18 protein-coding genes are annotated in these 24,579 nt (G+C 43.0%); 5 read left to right on the forward strand and 13 right to left on the reverse strand.

Features of this window, described 5'->3' with window-relative positions; all coding sequences use genetic code 11:
* Positions 1 to 6: 6 nt before the first annotated feature.
* Positions 7 to 2,472, forward strand: a complete 2,466-nt coding sequence (locus RBB12_RS00185) for a S8 family peptidase (RefSeq protein ID WP_306012319.1) — start codon at positions 7 to 9, stop codon at positions 2,470 to 2,472.
* 211 nt (positions 2,473 to 2,683) lie between these two features.
* Positions 2,684 to 3,364 carry a hypothetical protein gene (locus tag RBB12_RS00190; protein WP_306012320.1) on the forward strand — a complete coding sequence of 227 codons (681 nt, stop codon included), beginning with the start codon at positions 2,684 to 2,686 and terminating at the stop codon, positions 3,362 to 3,364.
* A 685-nt stretch (positions 3,365 to 4,049) separates the two neighbouring features.
* Here the strand turns inward: RBB12_RS00190 and RBB12_RS00195 are convergent.
* Positions 4,050 to 5,384, reverse strand: a complete 1,335-nt coding sequence (locus RBB12_RS00195) for a tyrosine-type recombinase/integrase (protein WP_306012321.1) — start codon at positions 5,382 to 5,384, stop codon at positions 4,050 to 4,052.
* Positions 5,385 to 5,733: 349 nt separating this feature from the next.
* Between RBB12_RS00195 and RBB12_RS00200 the strand changes: the two genes are divergently transcribed.
* Together RBB12_RS00200 and RBB12_RS00205 are read left to right on the forward strand one after the other, a co-directional pair.
* Positions 5,734 to 6,915 (forward strand): MFS transporter, encoded by a 1,182-nt coding sequence (locus tag RBB12_RS00200; RefSeq protein WP_306012322.1) that lies wholly within the window; start codon positions 5,734 to 5,736, stop codon positions 6,913 to 6,915.
* Positions 6,916 to 6,980: 65 nt separating this feature from the next.
* The gene (locus RBB12_RS00205) at positions 6,981 to 7,811 is read left to right on the forward strand and encodes a glycoside hydrolase family 16 protein (RefSeq protein ID WP_306012323.1); all 831 of its coding nucleotides are present in this window, start codon (positions 6,981 to 6,983) and stop codon (positions 7,809 to 7,811) included.
* Positions 7,812 to 7,866: 55 nt separating this feature from the next.
* On the opposite strand, the gene RBB12_RS00210 is transcribed toward RBB12_RS00205, so the two are convergent.
* The 6 genes from RBB12_RS00210 to RBB12_RS00235 form a co-directional block, all read right to left on the reverse strand.
* The gene (locus RBB12_RS00210; protein WP_179385680.1) at positions 7,867 to 8,049 is read right to left on the reverse strand and encodes a CPXCG motif-containing cysteine-rich protein; all 183 of its coding nucleotides are present in this window, start codon (positions 8,047 to 8,049) and stop codon (positions 7,867 to 7,869) included.
* Positions 8,050 to 8,051: 2 nt separating this feature from the next.
* On the reverse strand, positions 8,052 to 9,377 hold the full coding sequence (locus tag RBB12_RS00215; RefSeq protein WP_306012324.1) for a TolC family protein: 1,326 nt from the start codon (positions 9,375 to 9,377) through the stop codon (positions 8,052 to 8,054).
* Complete coding sequence (locus RBB12_RS00220) at positions 9,377 to 12,667, reverse strand: efflux RND transporter permease subunit (protein WP_306012325.1); 3,291 nt, start codon at positions 12,665 to 12,667, stop codon at positions 9,377 to 9,379. The genes RBB12_RS00215 and RBB12_RS00220 overlap by 1 nt, the downstream gene beginning before the upstream one ends.
* A gap of 11 nt (positions 12,668 to 12,678) precedes the next feature.
* The gene (locus RBB12_RS00225) at positions 12,679 to 13,800 is read right to left on the reverse strand and encodes an efflux RND transporter periplasmic adaptor subunit (protein ID WP_293280325.1); all 1,122 of its coding nucleotides are present in this window, start codon (positions 13,798 to 13,800) and stop codon (positions 12,679 to 12,681) included.
* Between the two features lie 147 nt (positions 13,801 to 13,947).
* Positions 13,948 to 14,835 (reverse strand): leucine-rich repeat domain-containing protein, encoded by an 888-nt coding sequence (locus RBB12_RS00230; RefSeq protein ID WP_306012326.1) that lies wholly within the window; start codon positions 14,833 to 14,835, stop codon positions 13,948 to 13,950.
* 134 nt (positions 14,836 to 14,969) lie between these two features.
* Positions 14,970 to 16,886: an ABC-F family ATP-binding cassette domain-containing protein gene (locus RBB12_RS00235; RefSeq protein ID WP_306012327.1), complete on the reverse strand. Its 1,917-nt coding sequence runs from the start codon at positions 16,884 to 16,886 to the stop codon at positions 14,970 to 14,972.
* A gap of 66 nt (positions 16,887 to 16,952) precedes the next feature.
* Between RBB12_RS00235 and RBB12_RS00240 the strand changes: the two genes are divergently transcribed.
* Positions 16,953 to 17,357: a DUF983 domain-containing protein gene (locus tag RBB12_RS00240; protein ID WP_293286988.1), complete on the forward strand. Its 405-nt coding sequence runs from the start codon at positions 16,953 to 16,955 to the stop codon at positions 17,355 to 17,357.
* On the opposite strand, the gene RBB12_RS00245 is transcribed toward RBB12_RS00240, so the two are convergent.
* From RBB12_RS00245 to RBB12_RS00270, 6 genes are all read right to left on the reverse strand, one after another.
* Entirely contained in the window at positions 17,354 to 18,409 is a 1,056-nt protein-coding gene (locus RBB12_RS00245) for an NAD(P)/FAD-dependent oxidoreductase (protein ID WP_306012328.1), read from the reverse strand. The genes RBB12_RS00240 and RBB12_RS00245 overlap by 4 nt on opposite strands.
* A gap of 191 nt (positions 18,410 to 18,600) precedes the next feature.
* Positions 18,601 to 19,503 (reverse strand): gliding motility protein GldN, encoded by a 903-nt coding sequence (gene gldN / locus RBB12_RS00250; RefSeq protein ID WP_306012329.1) that lies wholly within the window; start codon positions 19,501 to 19,503, stop codon positions 18,601 to 18,603.
* Between the two features lie 26 nt (positions 19,504 to 19,529).
* Positions 19,530 to 21,101, reverse strand: coding sequence for a gliding motility protein GldM (gene gldM, locus RBB12_RS00255; RefSeq protein ID WP_306012330.1), 1,572 nt, complete (start codon positions 21,099 to 21,101; stop codon positions 19,530 to 19,532).
* A 66-nt stretch (positions 21,102 to 21,167) separates the two neighbouring features.
* Positions 21,168 to 21,824 carry a gliding motility protein GldL gene (gldL, locus tag RBB12_RS00260; RefSeq protein ID WP_179385690.1) on the reverse strand — a complete coding sequence of 219 codons (657 nt, stop codon included), beginning with the start codon at positions 21,822 to 21,824 and terminating at the stop codon, positions 21,168 to 21,170.
* A gap of 91 nt (positions 21,825 to 21,915) precedes the next feature.
* The gene (gene gldK / locus RBB12_RS00265; RefSeq protein ID WP_179385691.1) at positions 21,916 to 23,295 is read right to left on the reverse strand and encodes a gliding motility lipoprotein GldK; all 1,380 of its coding nucleotides are present in this window, start codon (positions 23,293 to 23,295) and stop codon (positions 21,916 to 21,918) included.
* A gap of 124 nt (positions 23,296 to 23,419) precedes the next feature.
* Complete coding sequence (locus tag RBB12_RS00270; protein ID WP_179385692.1) at positions 23,420 to 24,577, reverse strand: formimidoylglutamase; 1,158 nt, start codon at positions 24,575 to 24,577, stop codon at positions 23,420 to 23,422.
* Positions 24,578 to 24,579 lie beyond the last annotated feature (2 nt).

Raw genomic sequence — 24,579 nt, forward strand, 5'->3', positions numbered from 1 at the left:
AATTAAATGCCTAGAAATTTAGAACACATAATTCTTTCTGGGTATGTAACTACCGAGTCTTATACTAGTCCTAATACAGGTCGAGACCGAGTTGTCCCAACTGGTCGCAATAGAAATATCCACGGAAACGCTTTACGAAATCAACTAAGCACTGCTATAGCATCTTTTAGACAAGGAAGTGATGCTGATTTGGTTTATTTAGAATTTATTTCTGAAGAGGATTGTTTACTTGCCTTCGATAGCTTTGAAGATGGTAGAAGAGGCGACCACAGATTCGTTTCTTCTAAGTTGGAAAAATATACTGTTGATGGTGTAGAGCACGAGAGATATAGGGCCTGTGTTTATTTAAACACGAATGGTATTTCAAAATTTCTTAGGAAAATTGAATCTTACCTTGACCCTGAGAAAGATAGCGATTCTGGTAATCCCAGGAACACAAAACTGCTCAATAACATTGCCGAAATTCAAAGAGCTACCCTAAAAAGCTTTTGGCAAGAAGATGACGTTGAGTTTCCAGACCAAGATGAGAATGTTTGGTGGGAAGTTTGGCTTCGACGAGACGATGTTGAGAGCGACTCCATTGAAGACCAAGATGTGATCAATATGCTAGTAGACAATGATATCGAAATTGCAGAACGAAGATTACTGTTCCCTGAACATATTGTGAGATTGGTTAGATGCACAGCAAAAGAATTATCTACAACAATTTTATATTCAGACAAACTTGCCGAATTAAGGAAGCCCAAAGAAATTGCAGATTACTTCACAGGTCTGGATGGCGATGACGCAAACGATTGGGTAGAAGACCTTAGAGGTCGTACAATTAATAGAACAACCGATGATTCCGTTGTCGTCTGCTTGCTGGATACGGGTGTGAATCGCGGACATCCATTACTGCAAGATTTTCTTCCCGAAGAAAATATGGATACGGTGAAACCGGAATGGGGTAATGCCGATAATGATAGACACGGTCACGGAACACCAATGGCGGGCACAGCTTTATATGGCGACTTAACAGATTTACTACAGGGAACTTCCAATATTGAAATATTCCACCGTCTGGAATCTGTAAAATTGATTCATCCAAATAATCCACATCATCCGGATTTATATGGTGCTGTTACAGAAGAAGCTGTTGCAAGAGCCACAATTTTAAACCCAACAAACAAACGGGTGATTACAATGGCGGTAACAGCTACGGATGGACGTGATAAAGGTAAGCCTTCATCGTGGTCTAGTTCTGTGGACAAAATAGCTTTTGGTGAACAAGGAACTTCTAACGACAAGATGCTTTTCTGTGTATCTGGCGGCAATACTGAAATACATTATCCCTCAGAATATCCCACACTAAATTTTGAAGAATCCATTCACGATCCCGCTCAGGCATTCAATGCTCTATCGGTTGGTTCGTATACACAAAAAACAATTATTGACCAGGCACAATTTAGAGGTGCGACGCCTTTAGTGCAAGCTGGAGGAATGTCCCCAAGCAATAGTACTTCCGTAATGTGGGATAATGGATGGCCTCTAAAACCTGAATTGGTTATGGAAGGTGGTAATTATGGTATTCATAATGGTGGTATTATAGACCCAGATTCTCTGCGTTTACTTTCAATTGGAAAAAATTTCAGAACCGAACCGCTTCATAGTTTTGGCGACACAAGTGGTGCAACGGCTCTAGCATCACGATATGCTGCAATATTGACTTCGCAATACCCTACCCTTTGGCCTGAAACAATTAAAGGACTGCTAGTGCATTCTGCAGATTGGACATCAGAAATGCTAGACAACAGAAATATCCAAGACCTCAATAATGTAGAGCAACGTAATCTGCTGAGGACCTTTGGATATGGCGTTCCAAATTTTGAAAAGGCAATTCGCAGCGCCAATAATTCGCTAACTCTAATTTCACAACAGTCATTAAGACCTTTTCTTCTTGATGGAAGTACGGTAAAAACAAATGATATGCACTTGCATAATCTTCCGTGGCCAACCGAGGTTTTAACAGCTATGTTTGATAGTGAAGTAACGCTTACCGCAACCTTGTGCTATTTTATTGAACCTAATCCTGGCAACAAACAATATAGTAAATCCTACTATTACCAATCACACGGTCTCAGGCTAAAAATGATTGATTCGGGTGAAAGTATTGAACATTTCCGTGAAAGGGTCAATAGGGAAGCACGTAGCGAAGATGAAAATGGCACTTATTCTGGTGAAAACTGGATAATTGGGAATAGGGTACGAGATAAAGGCTCTATTCATAAAGATATTTGGATTGGTACTGCTGCCGACCTTGCCACGAGAAATGTCATCGCAATTTTTCCAGTAAACGGATGGTGGCGCACACGAAAAAAATTGATGCGTTATAATAATGACGTGCGATATAGTCTAATATTATCAATGGAATCACCAAGAAACGATGTTGACCTCTACAACCCTATTCTCAATCAAATCGATGTTTTGATATAATTATTGAGGGCAAAGTTCAAAAAAAGATGAAGTATTCAATAATAGAATTGTCATCAATATTTTAAAATGTCAAATAATAAGCGTGTAGTAAAAATAAAAGAAGACCCGCTATCTTATACGTCGATTCCGATACAACTATTTTTTTAAAGAAACGAATCAAAGTTTAGGAAAAGCAACAGCCTTTGTTTACGAGCTGAATAATAAGATGTACTTGATCACAAACTGGCATAACGTTACAGGTATTAACCCTAATACGAGTAAGCAGATTGGAAATCATGGCGGAAGACCCGATCAAATGGGAATTGTCCTATTGAATAATATGAAGCTTCCAATTCTTGAATGGCTTGGAGTTAAAATGGATTTGTACAAGAACGGTAAGCCTGATTGGCTCATTCATCCTGTGTATAAAGAAAAAGTTGATGTTGTCGCTTTCGAATTGGATATAAATAATGACTTTTCTGGACGTTTTTCACACATAAATAACGTTAGCTTTGATAAATATAAGGTAGAGGTTGCGGACGATATTTTTGTTTTAGGGTTTCCTAATTACCTTAATGGAGGTGGCTACTTTCCAATTTGGAAGAGAGGAAGTGTTGCCTCCGAACCAGATTTCGATTTAGATAGTTTACCTAAGTTTTTAATTGATACTGCCACTAGAGAAGGAATGTCAGGCTCACCGGTAATTTATAGAAGGACTGGTATTCATGGAGCAATTGGTGGACAGGTGATGAACAGCACTATTATTGGTAGGATACAAGGTTTTGTGGGAATATATTCCGGTAGAATTAAAGGAGAAACGGAGTTTGAGGCTCAATTAGGAACTGTTTGGAAGGCAAAAGTAATTGATGAAATAATCACTGGTGGGATATTTGATCAGGGAGATTATTTATAAGAGAACTTTGGAATAACTCGTGTGTGTGTTTTTCTAAACCTGTTTTAATTTTATTACTAAAGTCAAAAAAAATGATGCAAAAATTGCCGGCTTTTTCACAGTCCATGGTATATGTCTCAAGTTTTGTTATTTCTCCTACCTTCTTACCTAACCTAATGATGACAAGGGTTTTCAAGCTAGGTTAAATGCTTTTTCAACTTACCTATCTTACCCTTTAGGTAGGTTAGGTAACCATTAGGTAAGATGGAAATTATATATCCTACCTAAGGTTTTGCCCCATGACCATTGGCTTTATCCTGTTTTGGGTAACTAGGTAGGTATTATTCTTCTTTCTTCGTTAATTCCATTTCCCATAGGCTTCCCCCAAAGAGCGGTCGGGACAAATAGCCGTACACCTGTCGCTTGGGGTGCTTTATCGTTTGATTTATTTTTTTCTTTCGCTCTGCGTTCCGTTTCCAACGAATTTTTGATGATTTGATGACAGAATGATGACAAAGTGATGACAGCTTAATCTCTTATAAAAACTGGGCTAAGATCAATCTGTCATCAAATCATTAAATTTTAGGCCTGTGATTTTGTTTTTTCCTGTAGTTCATCATCAATCTAATCGCACTATGTAAAAAGCCCATTTTCTCCCAACGGCAAAAAGTGGTAGAGAATCAGGCTCCCAACTTTAGCATGAATACTAAAAATTAATCACACTGTCCAAAGCTTCGTCCGCCTCCATATGGATAAAATTTGCTTGATAGTTCAAAGTAGTTTTTAAATCGCTATGGCGATAGAGTTTTTGTAGCATTAAGGGATGAATCTTGTCACCCGCAATATTCCCAAAACTATGCCGTGCAATATGATTGGAAAGAGGTTTATCTATATTACAGAGCTCAGCGATTCGTCTGAGATATTTATTACATAGTTTTGTAGCGTTTCTTGTTTTTACAAAAACATCTTTCATGTCCTTGGGATTTACATCCTTTAGAAAGGGAAAAATATAGCCATTATTTAGCTCTTTGTCATTCGCATATAAATCCAAAATGACCTGTGCTTTATCAGGGATTTTTAAGCTCACCGGTTTAGAGTTTTTGTTCATTACATAGAAGAGACGATTGTCTTTGAAATCGCTCCACTTTATCTGTACAATATCCGAAATACGTATGCCAGCAAAATAGAAAGCCGTTAACCATAAGTTCCGGGTATGCCAAATAGAAGTTCCATAGTCCAACTCTAATTGCTCAATGCTTTGAACTTCTTCGATTGTAAGACCGATTTTATGCCCTGAACCAATCCTTATTTTTTCCTTATCACCTGCAAAGGGGTAATATTTGGATGGAACAATCCCGTCTTTGATAGCCACATTGAACAACGTACGGATAAAGATAAGTTGATTGGTTATGGTTCGTTCTTTATGTTCCAGATAAATAGCGCAAAAATCCTTGAACTTTTCAATAAAACGCTCATTAATGTCTATAAATCTAAGTGATGACCTGTTTTTGAAATAATTCACCGAATCATAAAAGTCGGTTTTCGATTTGCGTCCAGCACTGATACGTTTCTTCCTTCGGCTTTTTATGCCCTCTTTGATCTCATCCTTATTCAACGAACGTTTAAGGTGTAAAAATTCATCAATATTAAAAAGAATTGACATCTCGGCCTTGGCAACAGATATGGTTCCCCTATCATATTTATCCTTTATACGTTCAGCCGCTAGCGCAAAAAATGGTTTTACCCCCTCTACTCCCTTCAACTTTTGCTTAGCCTGTTTTGGAGTTAGGCTTTCTTCTTTCAAATCAAAATAAATATCGTTGGCCTCAATCAATTTTTTCATCAAAAAGTTATTCAACTTTTTATGATTGGGGTGTGATCTTTTGACCCTGCTAAATGTCTTATCCCAATCTTTTTCAAGAATGTACTGGCCCAAAAATCGGTAGCTTGTTCTATAATTATCACTTATCCGCAATGCAAGTGGTGCTGAACCATCCTTTCTTTCCTTATTTTTCCGTCGAACAATCTTAATGCTGGCCATAATTCTCCATTTTAATCCTTAATAAAAGTACAACTTTAAACAAAAAAAGGGGTACAGAATAGGTACAGAATAAGTTGATTTTAAATAGATTCATTTGGTTTTATTTAACATTTAAGAAAATGTAATCAATTTATTTTCAAATATTTAGGCGTTTATTGGTTGGTGTTTTATGAAGCTCATAACCCGAAGGTCGCTGGTTCGAGTCCAGTCCCCGCTACTAGGAAGCTCCTTGAAATTTCAAGGAGCTTTTTTTTGTTTTGCACACAACCGATTCCCACTTCGATTTCGAATGACTTTCCCTAACCAGTTTCATTCCTAGCCATTACCTTTGCCCCTTAAGAAAACACGCTTGAAGAACACTACGCAACCCACCAACAAAAAAGCCCTGCTATCACTTGCTATCGGCGGCTTTGGCATAGGCCTTACCGAGTTCGTTATTATGGGGATTCTACCCAATATTGCCGATTCCTTGGACATATCCATCCCCAAAGCAGGTCATTTTATCGCTATCTATGCCCTTGGAGTCGTGATTGGGGGACCGTTCATGGCACGCATCACCACCCACTTAAATCCGAAAAAGACATTGTTGTTCTTGATGCTATGGTTCACCGTGTTCAATACCTTATCGGCCTTCTCAGGCAACTATTGGGTAATGATGCTGTTCCGATTTTTATCGGGCATGCCCCATGGGGCGTTTTTTGGTATTGGTGCCGTGGTGTCGGGCTATTTGGCAAGGCCCGGAAAGGCGGCCCAAGCAATGGCAGTAATGTTCTCGGGGCTGACCGTTGCCAACATTTTAGGTGTGCCATTGGGCACCTATATCGGCCAAGAGATTCATTGGAGCTACTCCTTTATATTGGTAGGATTTGCTGGAATCGCCACCTTATCCAGTCTTTATTTTTGGATGCCCAAAGAGAATCTGGAAGGCATTGATGATCCTGAAGGCGCAAATCCCTCTCCCGGGTTGAAAAACAAAAAATTATGGGCACTTATCGCATTGACCACCATAGGGTCGGGAGGTTTCTTTGCCTGGTACAGTTACATTGCCCCGCTGGTTATTTCGACGACCATATTGCCCGAATCCTACGTAGGGTATGTCATGATTGTAGCGGGCTGTGGTATGTTCTTGGGCAATTTTTTGGGCGCACGCATGGTAGAAATCTTTAATCCGGTCAGGTCGGTGGTCATCAGTATGCTTTCCATGACGACCGTACTGATACTGAATTCCATTCTGGCAGAATATACCTTTGCGGTATTTGTGCTGAGCTTTTTAGTTGGCGTGATTACCTTTTCGATAACCGCACCCATTCAAATTGCCATTATCCGGGCGGCCAAAGGTGCCGAAAAACTGGGTTCCTCGATGAACCAAAGTGCCTTTAATATGGGCAATGCTTCCGGAGCCTATTTTGGAGGGTTGCCCATGGTTTTTGGCTTAGGGGTGAATTACTCCAGTGTGGTAGGAGGTTGTTTGGCGTTTATAGGGGCCTGTATTGGAATCTCGATACTCTACACACAAAAAAGAAAAGCTTAGACAGCATGCACCACCACTATCCCGCTTTTGTTTAGTAGTTTTACGACTATCAAACCTAAATTATTTTGAGAAGTTTCATTTTTCTTTTACTAAGCCTTGGCCTTCTTGGTCAAGATGTTCCAACCATCGAAAAAAGCACGCACCAAAACAATTTTGATAACTTGGTGTTTGTTGACGAATTCGAGGGGGATGGAAGGCCCGACCCTAGCAAATGGCACCATCAAGTGATCCCCCCGAATAATGGCAGTTGGCACAATGATGAACTACAACATTATACCAACAGGGAAGAAAACTCCATTGTCAGCAAAGGCACCCTCAAAATAAAGGCGCTTAAGGAAGCTTATGCATACCAAGGAAGTCAAAAGAAATATACTTCGGCCCGGATGAACGCAAAATTTGCCTTTACGTATGGACGTGTGGAGGTACGGGCCAAATTACCCAGCTCGGCCGGGACTTGGCCAGCCATTTGGACGCTGGGCGCCAATGTGGACGAAACCGGAAATTACTTCGATGACCAGTATGGCAGTGTGGGATGGCCACTTTCTGGAGAAATCGATATTATGGAGCAAACCGGTTGGGACAAAGACAGTACTATTTCCCATTTTCATTGGGGCGACTTGAACACAAAGGTCTACAAAGAAATTGGAGGAGAAACAAAAGTAGCGAATGCTTCTTCCGAATTCCATGTGTATGCCATGGAATGGAGCAGTGAGAGTATCAAAACTTATGTGGACGATACGTTGGTATACGAATTGCCCAATTCCAATGACAAACCGTTCAACCATCCGCACTATTTAATTCTGAACATTGCCATGGGCGGTAATCTTGGAGGTAAAGTTCCAGCGGATTTTACCGAAGGTACCCTTGAAATCGATTATGTGAGAATCTATCAGTAACCAATCGGCATACATTCATCACCTCTCGGATTGAATAAGTAAAAAGTGGTGTCTTTTACTGGCCTAATTCCCGCGCCTCGAAGAAAACCAGTTCCTGTTGTCTACATTGTGCTGTAGCCTCTATGGGATTGCAGCATACTTCGCAATCTTCTACGTAGGTCTGTTCGGGAATGGAAGTATCGAGCAAAAAAGATATTTCTTCCCAACAGTACGGACATTGGAAAAAATGCTCGAACATATCTAAAATTCTACATTCAGCAATTGACCACTCACTTGAAGCATTTGAAGCTCGGCCAATTTCGCATTGTATTTGGCCTGACTCTTGGCCAATTCAGCGTTCAAAAGGTTCAACTGGGCCTGCCTAAATTCAATGGAGGTCACCTGCCCCAATTTATAACGCTCGTCAGTACGTTTAAAGTTGTTCTGGTTGGTCTGCAGGTTTTTTTCTTGAACTTCCAACACATATAGGGCATTGGTATAACTGTCCCATGCGTTTCGTATATCGCGTTCCACCTCCAATTGGATTTGTTTTTTGGCTATCTCCTGATTTTGGTAGGCTATCTTGGCGTTTTTTATCCCCGTAATGGTCGTACCACCGTCAAACAGGTTCCAAGTAAGGTTTATGGCTCCAGTGACCCCAGTTGATGTATTCTGTAGTACGAACGCCAATGGGCTATTGTTGTTGCTTTCGTTCCAACCGTAGGTTCCTGTCAGGCCAATGGTAGGTAAAAACCCACTACGCGCTACCCTGATATCATATCGCCCCATATTGATGTTCTTTTCCGCAATCTGGAGCCTAACATTGTTCATCTGGGCCTCGTTGTACATATTTTCCATTTGAAGTCCCGGAACAAAGGTAACCGTAGTATCGGCTTCAAATTGGGCGGAAAGGTCACGGTTCAAGATCAAATTCAGGTCCCGCATCGTATTTCGGAGCTGCTGTCTGGAATTCAATAGATTGATGCTATCCGTATTGATGTCCACTTCGGCATTCAGTACGTCCAACCCGGTATTTTGTCCAAACTCAAATTGATATTGGGCCCTTTTGAGCCTATCCTTTGAAATCTCCAAGGCCTGTTCCAAGGTATTCGTGTTTTCGGTGAGGCGTGCCGCCTCGTAGTACACGGTAAACAATTGGAGAATGGTGGTCTCGATTGTTTGCCTAACCTCCAACTCGGATTGCTCCGAGCGTTCTTGAAAACTCTTGTAGTTGTAGTATCTTCCAAGGCCATCAAATAAGGTGTAGTTCACGTTCACCGCGGCGCTGTACCTGCGCGTCTCGGCCCCTTCTGCACTCCTTACATCACCGTTGGCCAAGATACCTTCGGAGTTCTGCTTGTCGATACTTCCGCTGGCATTGCCGGAAACTGTGGGCAGATAACCTGAATTGAGGATACCCGCATTGTTCTCATCGATGGTTTTGGTATTTCGGGCCACCTGAATGTCCAAGTTGTTTTCCAATACCAAATCAATGGCCTCCTCCTTGGTCAACACATCTTCTTGGGCGTAGGCCAATGAACCAAAAAACAATAAAATCAAGGGTAGTCTATAAAAAAAGCTTCTCATTATGTGGTCTCTTCTACAACTTTTGAGGTTTCTTCTCTGTTTTTTGACACATTTGAGCTCTCAGTTCCGTTTAAGTGAACCATGCCAGATTGCATCTCTTCTTCTTCGTGCTGTTCCCGAATGGCGCGTTCCACTTCCTCTGGCGTAACCTCTTCCCCGGTCCACAGTCGTTTTGCCAATACTTTTACGTTGTTTCCAAAGGAAAGTAGCAATGGCAGCATGAGAAGGGTCAGCACTGTGGCAAAACCGATTCCATAGGCAATGGAAATGGCCATAGGTTTCAGGAACTGGGCCTGACGACTTTTTTCCAATAGTAAGGGTGCCAAACCGGCAATAGTGGTTACCGATGTCAAAAAGATAGCCCTAAAACGGGACTTTCCTGCTTCGTATATGGCTTCGTCAAACTTCATCCCATTGCGCAGATTGATATTGAATTTACCGATTAGCACCAATCCATCATTCACCATAATACCGATCAAGGCAATGATTCCCAACATAGAAAGTACATTGATGGGGAATCCGTGTATGTAGTGTCCCCATGCCACTGCCGTTAAACTAAAGGGCACCATAAAAATCAGCAGTAATGGTTGACTGATACTTCTAAAAGTGAAGGATATGACAATAAAAATCAGGAATAAAACGATTGGACCCACAAACCCTAGGGATCCTATCAATTTATTGGCTTCCCGGTTCTGCCCCTCATACGAAGGGGTGATGGATGGGTATTTAGCCAAAATATCGGGCAACACTTCATTACGTATCCATAACATGGCATCGGTTCCACTGGTGGTTTCTGGGTCGGTCAAATCCGAAGAAACCTGTATTTCCCTTCTTCCTTCCAAGTGGTTAATGGCTACATCTCCCCTTTCTATGGTGTAGGTTGCAATTTCCTTTAAAGGAATTCGGTCACCGCTGGGAGCCAAAATCCGCATTTCATCCAAGTCGGAAATGGATGATCTATTTTCACGATCATAGCGCACCCAAACCCGTATTTCATCCTGTCCCCTTTGGAAGCGTTGCGCCTGAGCGCCAAAGAATCCACCCCGAACTTGGTTCATGACCGTTCTGAGGTCGAGCCCCAGCAAGTAAGCGTTCTCTTTGAGCTGTAATCGTATTTCCTTGATTCCCGCAGGGTCGTTATCGGTAACATCCTTTAAATTGGCGTTGGCTTCCATGGCTTGTTTCAGCTCGGTTTTGGCCGCCTTCAATTCGGCAATATTGTTGCCCAAAAGGGAGACCGAAACCGGACTTCCCCCAAAGTTCCCTCCGGAACCATAGATCAAGCTTTCCACTCCGATGACCGGGCCTACCAACTCGCGCAGTCGTGTGGTCACCATATCGGCGCGGATACCATCGGGGCGTTCCTCACCTGGCAATAGATTGATTTCCAGAGTGGCATTGGATGCACCCGGACCTAAATTTTTGATCATGTTGACGAATAGCATTTTGTCCATGCCCTGCAGATATTCGTCCGTAAGTTCTTGATTTACAATATGTGCCTTATCTTGAATGAGACTGATAATGGAGTCGGTCACTTTCTCATTGGTACCATTGGGCATCGTTAAGTTGATGGATACCTGATCACTGGCAATCCTTGGGAAAAAGGCCGTTCTGATAATCCCTCCACTTATGGAACCCAAGGTGAGGGCCAACGCCATGAAGAACAGGGCGAAAGTGAGGAATTTGTAGTTCAACATAAACCGCAGGGCTGGACTATACCAGTTATCCCTCATATAGTTCATGATTCTGTCCCCAACTTTATTAATCACACGCAGTTTGGCAAATACTTTTCCTATGCCTGTCTTTGGTTTATCCGTTTGGGGACGGAGCGCTTTGGAATGCGCCAAGTGTGCCGGAAGTATGATCAATGCTTCTACCAACGATACCACCAGCGTCAGAATCACGATTACCGAGACCTCCCCGAAGAATTCCCCGATACGGCTATCCAAGAACAAGAATATGGAAAAGGCCAATATGGTGGTGATGATAGCGGAAATAATGGGCGGTATCACTTCCATGGTACCATCCAACGCAGCTTGCACGGGTGATTTCCCATCTTCGTAATGTTGATAGATATTTTCTGCAATCACAATACCATCATCCACCAAAATACCGATAACAATGATCATCCCGAAGAGGGAAAGTACATTGATGGTAACGTTGAACATGGGTGCAAAAACGAACATTCCCAAAAAGGCAATCGGAAGTCCAAAGGCCACCCAAAATGCCAACCTCGTATTCAAGAAAAGGGATAGGAACACCAAAACCAGGATCATCCCTACAATGGCGTTCTCCGTCAATAATTGGGTTCGTTGGGTCAATGTCGTGGAGCGGTCGTCGATGACATCCAATCGTACATTGGTATATTTTTCGTTGAACTCCTCGATATATTGCCTCACATTTTCGGCGGAGCCCATTAAGTCTTCGGTGTTGGTACTGGTGATGGTGATATTCACGGCAAGCTCCCCATTAAAATAAGAAGCGTTGGGAGTTTCCGAAAAACGGTCCCTGATGACGGCAACATCCTTTAATCGAACGGCACGGCCGGCAGCATCTCCCCTAACGATGATGTTGGAAAGTTCGTCCCCATAGTAGGAGCGGTTGTTGGCCCTGATCAGATATTCCTCGGTTACAGTCTTGATATTACCTCCAGTGACCAAGATATTGGCATTGGAAACGGCCTGCGCCACATCGGCAAAGGATAGGTTGTAAGCCAAAAGACTGTTTTCATCAACTGCGATTTCAATTTCTTCGTCGGGATACCCATCAATTTGAATCTGGGAAATTCCATCAATGGCCCTAAGGTCGTTTTCGATTTGACGGGCTATTTGCTTTAAAGTGACCAACGGAATGTCCTTACCACTTACAGCAAAACTAATTGTTGGCCTAACCGGTTCCTGTTTGGCCACAATCAAAGGTTCCATCCCTGTTGGGAAGGTGGGCACCCGATCCACCGCATTTTTGACCTCCAACAGCATAAAATCAACATTTCGCTCCTTTTCGATTTCCACATTGATGGTACCGCTATTTTCCCTAGAGGTAGAGGTAACACGTTCTACCCCTTCCAAACCTTTAAGGTTGTCCTCTATCTTGAGAACAATACCTTCTTCGATTTCTTGGGGGGATGCCCCGGGATAGGTAATGGAAATGGTAATGTTACGGGCCTCGTTCAGCGGAAAGAAGGACGATTTTAAGGAAAGAATCCCAACAATACCAAAGACAAAAAATGCCAAGATAAAGACATTTACTGCCATGTGGTATTTAATAAAATACGAGATGAGCTTTCTCATAGCTTACGATATTAGGATTTACTTTCGTCAAAGGTGCGCACCAACATACCGGCGTATGCACCTGTCATGGGTTTTGCCACGATGACTTCGCCATCGGGAACGTTCTTGAGCACTACAGTCTTATCGGTGAAGAAAACTGGTTGAACATCCATAAGGTCCAGAATAGAATCCCGAACCACAAAAATCTGGTTGTTTTCCAATAAAAGCGATCGGTTGATCTCAATGGCATCGGTTTCTTCCTTAGCCTCAAGATTGGCTTCCAAATATTGACCTTCTTTCAAGTCGTCACCACTAACTTCGATGTAGACCATAATAGTCTGGGAGTTCTGGTCTACCCTACTGTTCACTCGGGTAACCTCTCCCATGTAGGTTTGGGTCTTTTCCAAATTTGTCAGCTCCACCTTTTTCCCTACGCGTAAAAAGTCTCCATAGGTTTTACTTACGGATACTTCCAGTTCGTACAGGCCTGTATCGATGAACTCGCCAAGCTTCTGCCCCGAACGAATCAATGTTCCCTCGGTAACCAATGCTTCGGTCAACACACCGCTAAAAGGCGCTGTAATGGTATATTTGGTGAGACGCTGCTCCAAATTTTTCACATTGTAGTAGGTCGTAATGATTTCCCTCCCCGTAATAAAGAATTTCTCCTTTTCCGAATCCATGGAAGGTAATTCCGGAGTGGTCTTGTCCAAATCAAAACTATTGAGGTATTGTTGCCATTTGGGGTAGATTTCCGGGTAGTCCAACCTCAAGTCGGGCATAATGGAGGTCAACAAATTGTACAGATTACTTTTAGCGGATTGTACGGTTGCGTAGTATTCGCTGGCATCGATTCGGATAAGCGTTTGTCCTGCGCTGTATGCTTGTCCAGTACGGAACAATTTGCTGCCAGGTCTAAACACACCCTGTACCTCAGAGAAAAGCTCCAACCTTTTTTTGGCCTGCAGGTTACCATTGGCCGGAACCCGAATGGGTACGGTGGTGTTTTTAACGGTGTCTACAAAAACAGTCTTTACAATTTTTTGTGATGGCGGTCTTCTGTTATCCTTGCTGTCTGCAATAAGTCCAGCGAAATACAGGGAGGCGAAAATGATAATGCCTCCAACAACTGCCGATATGATGAGCTTTCGCATGCGTAAGTTGGTTTAATCTGTGCAAATCTATTCCCTTCGATTTTTACAATGGTTAAATATTTCCTAAAATACGTTATGAACCCGGTCAAATACAAAAAGGGGACCCCAAACGGCATCCCCAACCAAACAAACTAAAGTAATAACTAACTACTCGTTTTCGTTCTCGTCCTCGAATTTGGTATCTGCCATTCGAGTCCGATCTATATTGATTTCCTTGAATTTAGGACTCAATGACTTATCATCGGTGTCAAAAACAAGGAACTGTTTCGAATCCATCCCTTGCAGGGCATTGAACGAATCAAAACGGTTATTTTGAAGTTGTAAAATTTGCAAGCTTGCCAATTGACCAAATTCTGCCGGAATCTCACCGCCCAAACGATTGTTGGACAATACCAATTCCTTGAGTTGTACCAAGTTTCCAATTTCCGATGGTATTTGGCCCTCCAACATATTTTCAAAAAGTCCAAGCGCTTCCAGTTTGGATAGGTTCCCGATAGAACTTGGGATAATTCCCTTTAGATTGTTGCTCGAAAGGTTGAGTTCTTTTAGATTTTTGAGCTCTCCAAAGCTTTCTGGTATGGGACCGCTCAAAAAATTATTGAACATGGAAAAGATTTCCAATTCCTTGCAATTGCCAACTTCCGTGGGAATGGCTCCTTTGATTCGGTTCATTTCCAGACGGAGCACTTTTAGTTTTTCCAATTTGACAATATCCTTTGGAAGTACGCCCGTAATTTGGTTGAATGCAAGATTGAGCGTGGTCAAATGCCTTAAATTTCCGATGCTTTCCGGAAGCACACCGCTTAAATTATTCATAAACAATGTTATCCCGGTCACGTGGCCATCTTGGACCTCTATCCCCTTCCAAGTATTGGCAGGGGCTTCCAAATCCCAAGAAGTATTCCATTCAGGGCCATTGGTGCTATTGTATAGGTCCACCAAAGCAGCTTTTTCTTCGGGGGAAACCTGTCCACTGGCAAAAGATATACCGATGGAAAACAGCAAGCAAAAGAAAAATGGGGTTACTTTTTTCATCTTTCCTGTTTAGTTGTAAGGAATTTACTTACAAAGTAATAAAAATGAGAAACATCCTACAACTTTAATCGATGAACTTACACCCTAATGTTGTGAATCCTATAAAATATGTGGTGAAAAGGTTGGAGCATTGATTAATTCAATGCTTCCAGCTCATGGGATAGACTCTCCCAATCTTCCATTAGAGATTCCAATTCCTTCTTTTTGCCTTCGTAGTTATCAAAAAAGTTGGGCTTTGCAATGGTGGCATCGTAATCCATCAGCAAATCATGGTCAATATCAGCAATCTGTTTTTCGAGCTGGGATATTCTCTTCTCTACCCCGCTCAACTTATTCTTTAGGGATTTTTGCTTCTTTTGGACGTGATACTCGTTCTCCTTCGGTTTTTCTTCGGACTTGGTTGCCTCTTTTTTTGCATCGCCCTTTTCCACACTTCGGAAGTCTTCCATTTTCCGTTGCTCCAGATAAAAGTCAATATCGCCCAAATATTCCTTGATGCCTCCATCCTTAAATTCATATACCCTATCGGTTAATCCTTGGAGAAAATCACGGTCGTGGGAGACTAAGATCAAGGTTCCCTCGAAATTTTGGAGTGCTTGCTTCAATACATTTTTGGATTTGATGTCCAAATGGTTGGTAGGTTCGTCCATTACGAGCACATTGAAGGGCTGCAACAACATTTTGGCCAGTGCCAAGCGGTTTCGTTCCCCACCTGACAGTACCTTTACGTACTTATCCACCTCATCGCCCCTAAAAAGAAAAGAACCGAGAATATCTCTTACCCTACTTCGATTGGTCTCGTTGGCCGCATCGATCATGGTATCCAAAATGGTCTTATTGCCTTCCAGATACTCGGCTTGGTTCTGGGCAAAATAGCCCAATTGCACATTATGTCCCATTTTTAGATTGCCCTGATAATCCAGTTCGCCCACCATAATTTTGGCCAAGGTGGTTTTTCCTTGTCCGTTCTGACCCACAAAGGCCGTCTTGCTGCCTCTATCCACCATAAGGTCGATATCTTCCAGTACTTTTTTGGGGCCATAACTTTTGGAGATGCCATTAAGTTCCGCAACCACCTTACCTGGAGTGACCGATACGGGGAAGCGCACATTCATCACGCTATTGTCCTCCTCATCCACCTCGATGCGGTCCATTTTGTCCAGTTTTTTGATCAAGGACTGCGCCATGGAAGCCTTACTAGATTTGGCCCGAAACTTTTCAATCAGCCGTTCGGTCTGCTGTATCTGTTTTTCTTGGTTTTTCTGCGCGCTCAGCTGTTGCTCCTTGATTTCTTGGCGGTGCACCAAAAATTGGGAGTAGGGTTTATTGTAATCGTAAATCCTACCCAATGAAATTTCGATGGTACGGTTGGTGACATTGTCCAAGAACATTTTATCGTGGGAAACGATTACCACCGCTCCCGTAAAATTGCGAAGGAATTGCTCCAACCAAATGATGGACTCAATATCCAAGTGGTTGGTAGGCTCATCCAGCAGCAATACATCATTGTTTTGCAATAGCAGTTTGGCCAGCTCTATCCGCATGCGCCATCCTCCCGAAAATGTATCGGTGAGCTTATTGAAATCCTCCCTTTTGAATCCTAGACCCAGAAGCACTTTTTCGGTATCACCTTGATAGTTGTAGCCGCCTAAAATTTCATAACGATGGGTCACATCGTTCAGGTCTACCATGAGTTGATGGTACCCGTCACTTTCATAATCGGTGCGCTCTGCCAAGGCGGTATTGATCTCGTCCAATTTCAGTTCCATCTCCTTGATCTCAGAGAACGCTTGATAGGATTCTTCCAGTACGGTCCGGCCCTCTTCAAAATCGATATCCTGCTTCAGAAAGCCAATCCTGATGTTCTTTTCGGTGGCAATAGCTCCTTCATCCAAGGGCATTTCCTTGGCCAGCAATTTGAGCATGGTAGATTTACCCGCACCGTTCTTCCCGATAAGGCCTACGCGGTCGCCCCCATTAAGACGAAAGGATATTTCCTCGAACAGGTATTCGCCCCCAAAGGCTACGGAAAGATTGTGAACATTTAGCATTTTTATGTGACCTTGATTACAAAACTTTAATTGGCGAATGTATACTTTTGTACAAAAGCCGTGCAAATGTTAAAAAAAGGAACCAAAATGTACAGCATTTTAACAGGAAACTGTCCAAGATGCCATGAGGAGAGCATGTATGAGAATTCCAACCCGTATGCGTTGTCCAAGATTTTTAAGATGAACGAGAGATGCTCGCATTGCGGTTTGAAGTACAAAATAGAGCCTTCTTTTTTCTACGGCGCCATGTACGTGAGCTATGGGGTGGGGATTGCCTTTGCAGTGGCCGCTTTTGTGATTTCCTTTTTGTTCTTGGGTGCATCACTACCGACAGCCTTTATTGCTATTGTAGGTACATTGGTGGTTTTTATGCCCGTCATTATCCGACTTTCCCGAAATATTTGGATCAACTTTTTTGTAAAGTACGACCCTTCTTCCGTTAAAAAGCACGAAGCCGTCGCCAAAAGCTAAACGGGATAGTATTTTTTGGTGAATCGTTGGATGTCCATTTCGGGATCTAATTCCCTGTCATTTTCAATATAATCGAAAAGTTGGCGCGAAGCATAGGGCCCAATAAGAACACCTCGGGAACCAAATCCATTTAGTACATAAAGATTTTGATGCTCTGGATGCCTCCCCACCAAAGGCCGGCGGTCCACCACCGTAGGACGAATTCCTGCAACATGGTCTACAACCTCAAAATCGCATTGCAAAAACGTCCGTAGCTTCTCCAAGAGTTCGTTCTTGGAGGCTTCGGTGGGTTCGTTGGTTTTGTCCTTCCATTTGTAAGTAGCACCCACCAAATAGCGGTGGTTCTCCATGGGAATGGTAAACACTGAGGATTTGATGACATGCTGCTCTTGGTAATCCGGAGCATGGATGACCAGCAACTCCCCTTTGGTTCCGTTCAAGGGCAAGTATCCAAAATAAGGGTCTTGTTTCAAGCCATATCCACAGGCAAAAACTATTTTTTTGGCGACGGTTCCTTTATAGGTGACACTATCTTCTTCAATAGAAAAGGCATCATAATCAAAAGATTCCTTTATACATTTCCCTGCTTGCTCCAAGTAGGTTTTGTAGGCACTTACCATGGTGTGGGTATCTACTCTGCCGGTATGTTTTACTTCGCCAAAACCGTGCGAAGCATCAATGGCGGGATTGGTGTTCGGATGTATGTTGGTGGACAAAAAGTAATCCAGACCGGGACGGTCGGCGGCCTCAAACCAAAGGTTTTGTTCTTCCACCGAGGCAAACTTGCGCCACACCGGAAGGTCATTATCTACTTTCACCCTAAGTTTCTCCTCTAAATTTTGATAAAACGGTTTGACCAGTTCCAATTGTTGTTTGGCCTTCCAAGCTAGGGTGAACCTTTTTAAAATAACGGGATTGTACAATCCTCCTGCCACAAGAGAGGCTCTTTGGGAATCGTCGGCAATTACGGTAAAGCTTTTGCCTTCACTTTCCAATACTTCGCAGAACGAAATTCCTGCCAAACCCAGACCTACTACGATATAATCCAACATACCGCAAAATTAGGCATCTGTTTGATTTATTCTGCCCGTTGTTTTGAGTTTAATGCAAAAAAAACGCCGCACTGAGTGCGGCGTTTTGCTGTATTGAATTGGAAATATGTTGTTTGTGGTATCCCGAAATTCTTCGGGATTAATTCAGCTATTGGTTTCCTGCGACCAAAGGTCGAAAAAACCGAGCTTCATTAATATGCCCACATATCTTGTTCCCTGTCTCGTATGCCCTCCTTGATTCGTTGGGCCTCCAAGAGTTGGAACAATGCATTATCAAAAATGTAATCGCTTATTTCACGGTCTTCGTGAACGTTTTCCTCTTTGTAGATCACTCCGTTGAATCGACGTGCGTTCAACAGCATATCAAAGGAAATGGGTCTTGCCGAATTGCGCTGGTTGTATACTTTGGCATCGTGCAAAATTTTACGTGCCGCTGGATACCATACCCAGAACAATTCCACTTTGTTTTCTCCAGGATCGATGGATTCATCGTCGATGAAGTTCACGTCCGGAGCAACGGGTGCAATTCCCAATAAGCGATACTTAAGCTCTCCCTGGCGTTTATCGAAATACCAGATACCTTTTATGCGGTACTCCTCGATATCGGCAGCGGTAATATCCCTTTTGTTGATAAACTCTGGGGAAACCTGCTCGCCAGCGTTTACCTGCTCGTAACCAAGGTCTGTGGTATCCACTTTGCTCAAGGTAGCGGCAAGGTCTGCCAGTTTACGTTTTTCCGTAAAGTAGGAGTCTGCATAAACCTCCGTAAGGTTTCCATTTCTGATGTTCTTCATCAGCACATGGTACAGCGACCTTCTATCCGCCCCAATACCTATGGTATCGGTTGGGTAATAGAGTGGAAAGTTGACTCGCTCGTCAAGATCGATGATTTCCCATACGGTCTTGGACCAAAGGATATCCCTATCATCCACATATCCGTATTCCAATGGCTCATCGGCATCTTGCTCTATTTGAGCTTGGGTTTTTTTACCGATATCTTCGGGCAGCTTGGCATTCAAAATGTTTGCCTGCGCCATGATTGATACTGGCAATATGCCCAACAATCCAATTAACAATGCGTTTTTCCAATTCATGATCACTTGTATACTTTTTATACTTCTTAGTTTGTAAGCTCAATAAACACAGGAGATACTTTTTTCAACTTGTAGCTCTTGTTGTTTGTGATGTAAGCTTGGATATCGAATATCTGGACAGACTCGCCTCTATCGGCTCTTCTAAGTACAGATTTGGCTCTGCTGTCCAATTTGTTGCCTTGTACCACTACGGTAGGTTGACCTGGCACTTTGAACTTAAACTCGCTTACCGCAAGGTTCAAATCAAAATCGAAGTCTTCCAACATAGCGCTAACAGTGGCGATTTCCAGGTTGTTCCTTGGCATTTTGATGCTTCCGGACTCTCCTCGAACAGTACCACTTGGCCTTGGAATATCCTTGATACGGAATTCAGACTTGGTGCTGATTCCCTTACCATCAGGCAATGTACCAGAGGCAGTGATGGTCACAGACCTTCCTGTACCTGGGTTCATGATATACTGGCTACCGCTTCTTCTGGTCAAACCAGGGGCTGATGCGTTCACTTTGTTATCTGGAATACCAGGAATGGAAATGGTCATTGGGTTGGCAACACCACGATACACCACGTTCATTTTATCTGCGGAGATTACCGCTGCATTAGGCATGGAGATCGTAGCGAAAGTGTTGTTCACTTCCACTGGCACCTCTTCGCCATCCTGCATGTAATACATCGTTCCTTTGATGGTGTGGTCACCTGGAGTACCGGCACTGATCAACATTTTGATTCCACCAGCTTCCAATTCGTAGTCCTTACCTTGGGTCAATGGTCTTCCGTCCAAAGTCAATTCTGCTTTTACGGGAGTGGAAGTCTTGTCCGTTTTGCTCACAATGATTTTACCATCGTATTTTTCACCAGCGTAGTATGCCGTTTTAGGGGCAGCCAATGTACTGGCAAAATTGGTCAAGGAAACCGCTTCGGTCAACTCACCTTCCAAAAGGGTCTTCAACACCTCTTGCTCGGTAGTTTTGATATCGGCCTGCAATTGGGTCATCTTTGTCAAAGAAGCTACCAATGGAAAGCCTTCAAAATGATAGTTAATCCAATCTTGGCGTGTACCATCTCTTTTCTCAACCTTACCGTCTTCACCTCCAGTGGCAAAACGGGTTTTTACAGCTGATTTCAAAGATTCAAAACCTTCTGCGGGCAAAGCATTGATTACACCTTCACGATAGGTTTCAATCTGCTCCATGAACTTTTTCCCTTCTGGGCCCAAGTTGTCGCCCTGAAAGAACTTTTGGTCCAAGTAGTCAGACTTGTCCATAACCACATAATCTTTGTCATCTTCCAAATCTGCGGTCATTTCTTTCTTCAATCCTTCCAAATAACTGTAGTAGTTATCGGAAAGTTGTTTGATCTGCTGAGCATCTTCGTACAGTTCGCCATACTCCTCTGCGTTTTCAGAAGCTTTGGTTTCCAAGCTTGCAAAGAAAGTGGAGTTATTGGCGTCCATGTTGGTGTTGGAAGTTTCCAGCTTTTCGTTCATAAGTCCGAAAGCCGCAAGTACTTCCTTGCTCATATTCAATGCCAACATCGCGATGAAGATCAAGTACATAAGGTTGATCATCTTCTGACGTGGTGTTTGTTTTCCTCCTGCCATGTTTTTCTAATTAGATTTAATAATTAATTTGATTTGGTTTGTTTTTTGTTGATCAAAAACCTCTAATTAGTTTCTGCCTCCCATGGCGGTTAGCATACCACCGTACACACCGTTCAATGAAGAAAGGTTGGTGGCCAAAGATTGCATTTGCTCTTTCAACGCTCCTGCGTTCTGTACTACTTCTTCGTTAATGGAAGCTTGTCTGCTAGCGCTTTCCAATTGTACTTTGTACAAGCTGTTCAAAGATTCCATTTGGGCTGCAGCGTGGGACAATTCCTCAGAGTATTTCTTAGTGTGCTGAATTGCATCTGTAGTAGGAGTGATATTCTTGGCGGCACCTTCAAAACTCTTGATACTTTCTCCCAAATTGGCAAATAGCTCGGAATCGATTTTAGCTTCTTTAAGCAAGTTGTCCAATTTCTTGGAAAGCAATCCTTCTGCTTCTTGGGCATCTTTTGCCTCTTGCTTTCTTTTGGCATCCGCTTGACCTCCGGACAATTCTGGATATACCAAAGACCAATCGTATTCGTCATCTACCGGTTCAAATGCAGAGATAGCGAAGATCAATGCTTCCGTAATAAGTCCGACAGCAAGAAGAAGTCCACCGGTTAGTGGTCCAAACTCCCAGTGAAGGATCTTGAACAATGCACCAATGATTACCACTGACGCTCCAAGCCCGTAGGCCATGTTAAACAGCTTTTTTGTTGATTTTGACTGTGCCATAATTCTAGTTTTAATTAAGTGTTATATAAATAAGTATTTGGTTACTACTGTTACTTGTTATTTATATAATGTTCTCCTCGTTGTTATTGTATTAAAGTCCGCTTCTGCTTCCGTTGGTGGAATCTTCCTCGCCCATATAATCCTGAACGGTTCGGAAACCAATGTAGCTTCTTGCAGAATCTTGGTATTCGTAATCCCTTGTGCTTACCTGTAGGAAGTAGGCAACGTCTTTCCAAGAACCTCCACGGATCACTTTACGTTTGTTGTCCTGTGAACCTATATTTGGGTTCATGGTGGAAAGGTATTCGTACGCTCCTGGGTCAAAGCTGGAGTTCGTCCATTCGGAAACGTTACCGGCCATATTGTACAAGTTGTAATCGTTTGGTTCAAATGATTTGGCCTCTACGGTATACAGTGCGGCATCGGCGGCATAATCTCCCCGTTGTGGTTTAAAGTTGGCCATAAAACAACCTGTATCGCTGATCACATAAGGACCACCCCATGGGTAAGTTCCTCCTTCAATACCACCTCTGGCGGCATATTCCCACTCTGCTTCGGTAGGTAACCTGAATTGGTTGACAAATTGCTTACCACGACTTTTTTGATCGTCGTTCTTGAATTTGGTCCTCCAGTTACAGAACGCTTTGGCCTGCATCCAGTTTACTCCTACTACAGGATAGTCACTATAAGCGTCGTGCCAGAAGTAATCGTTGTGCATGGGCTCATTGTAACTGTATTCGAAATCACGGATCCACACGGTGGTATCTGGATAGATTTCCAACTCTTCTTGCTTGATGAAGTCCTTGCGGCTTCCAGATCTTGCCCTGGCAGCAGCCTCTATGTCCATCCAGCTATACTTGTATTTGATTTTGGTAACGTCGATGCTTCGCAATCCGTTGTAGCTTTCCTCTTCGGGAAGATACATGGAATCCATAACCTCAGCGTAGTACTCATCGGGATATTCCGAAGTATCCCAAACTAGGTCCACATCCTTGTTCAACGCCCTGCCTTCGTATCCAGTTGCCCCAAGACCGGCGTAGTTGTCCAACATGTACTTGTCGTAAACCGAAAGTTCGGTGGTATCGGTATCCTTAAAAGCATACTCTCCGATGCCTTCGTCCTCAGGTCCAATGCCCAACTCATCGGCCAAAATGGCCAATCTTGTTCTTACGATGGAATCCTTGACCCACTCCACAAACTGACGGTACTCACTGTTGGTGATTTCCGTATCGTCCATATAAAAGGAACGAACGGTTACCGTTCTTGTAGGAGCATTCAATACTTTGGCCTGATCCTCCTCGGCTTTACCCATCACAAAGGCGCCCCTGGGAATCAATTCCATTCCATAAGGTTTTTCCGGGTGCCATTTTTTACCACTGACCCCAACTAGTTCACCTTTGGACCTTGATTTAGAGCCGCAACTGGTAAGCAAAAAAACAAGTGCTATAGATGAAAAGAATAGCTTTCTCATACTTTAGGTTAAATTGTTCGATTCAAGATTTTAATAACTGTGCTACACAGATTCATTATTCTCAAAACTGATTTTTGAATGAATTATTGTGTAAAAACAATTAATGATCAAAAAATTAATTTATTTAGTTCAAGCCTTTTCTGTAGGCTTTGAACCACCTTTCGGGGATGTTCTGGTTGCAAGCATCCAAATAGTCCTCTTCGGTGCATGGTAATAACGCCACCGAATTTGTTTTAGTATGCTCTGCTAAAATTGTTGGTACCTCTACCCACCATCTTTCTGTGACATGGCTTTTGAAGAAGATCAATTCCTCCGTGTCCGTGGGTACGGTAAACTTTGTGAAGTCTTCGCTCTTTGAGCTGGGGTATTCCTTTATCCGGAAACTGAGCCCCTCTATAAAATACCAAATGATCTGGGCGATCATCTGGAATGCCTGATGCGAATTTTCCCCTTCGTATATACCAAATAGGGAAACCTTATCGCTAATTCCTGCATAACGTGCAATGGCGCAAATCTCCCGCCCCGTAAACCCGTTGGGGGAAAAGTTACGCGTCATACCCATTTCGCTGGCCCGAATGGCCCGTAGGTCCAAGCTTACGATATCACTACTGCGCAATACGGGTTCTGCCAATTCGATATTGGCCGCTATTTCACCCAAACGATAGGCATCAAAAAACAGACGCTCCATCAAATCCTTTTCTTCTTGGGCATTAAAATAGCTCTGATAGCCAATATTGGAAAAATTAAAAAGATTGTTGGGCTTATCGGTGATGATCTTGCTCATATAGGAATGTGAAGAAATGAGCTCATCATCCTCACCAAAGTCAAAACGGCTATCAATGGAAACCAGGTTGACCATCTTTTTTATGTTATCGAAAGCGCGGTAAGTAGGAAAAGTAATGTCCTGGGTGAGTCCTAATACTATAGGTATGATATTCTCTTCCAACAACCCGGCCACGATTTCCTTCACCACAAAATAGGTATCCTCTACGGTATCGCCCTCCTCCACATCGCCAATATCGATAATTGTGGAGTTCCAGTTGCCCATCATTAGGCGGTACAATTGGATACGCACTTCGTCCAGATCCAGTTTTTCCGGTTTTTTCTCAAAGGCATTTCTCGATTCCAAAACGCCAAAAATGGCTACATCGGCATGGGCAAATACCGGGAGCCCATCCTTTTCGGTGTGCATGTGAACGTTCTTGCCCACTGCTTGTTCTGGCAGCAATTCACAATGTGCCAATACCTTGTCCTTGACCGGAACCAGAAAATCGAACGCCATAC

It is taken from the genome of Allomuricauda sp. MMSF_3307, assembly GCF_030733585.1.
Classification (GTDB): Bacteria; Bacteroidota; Bacteroidia; order Flavobacteriales; family Flavobacteriaceae; genus Flagellimonas.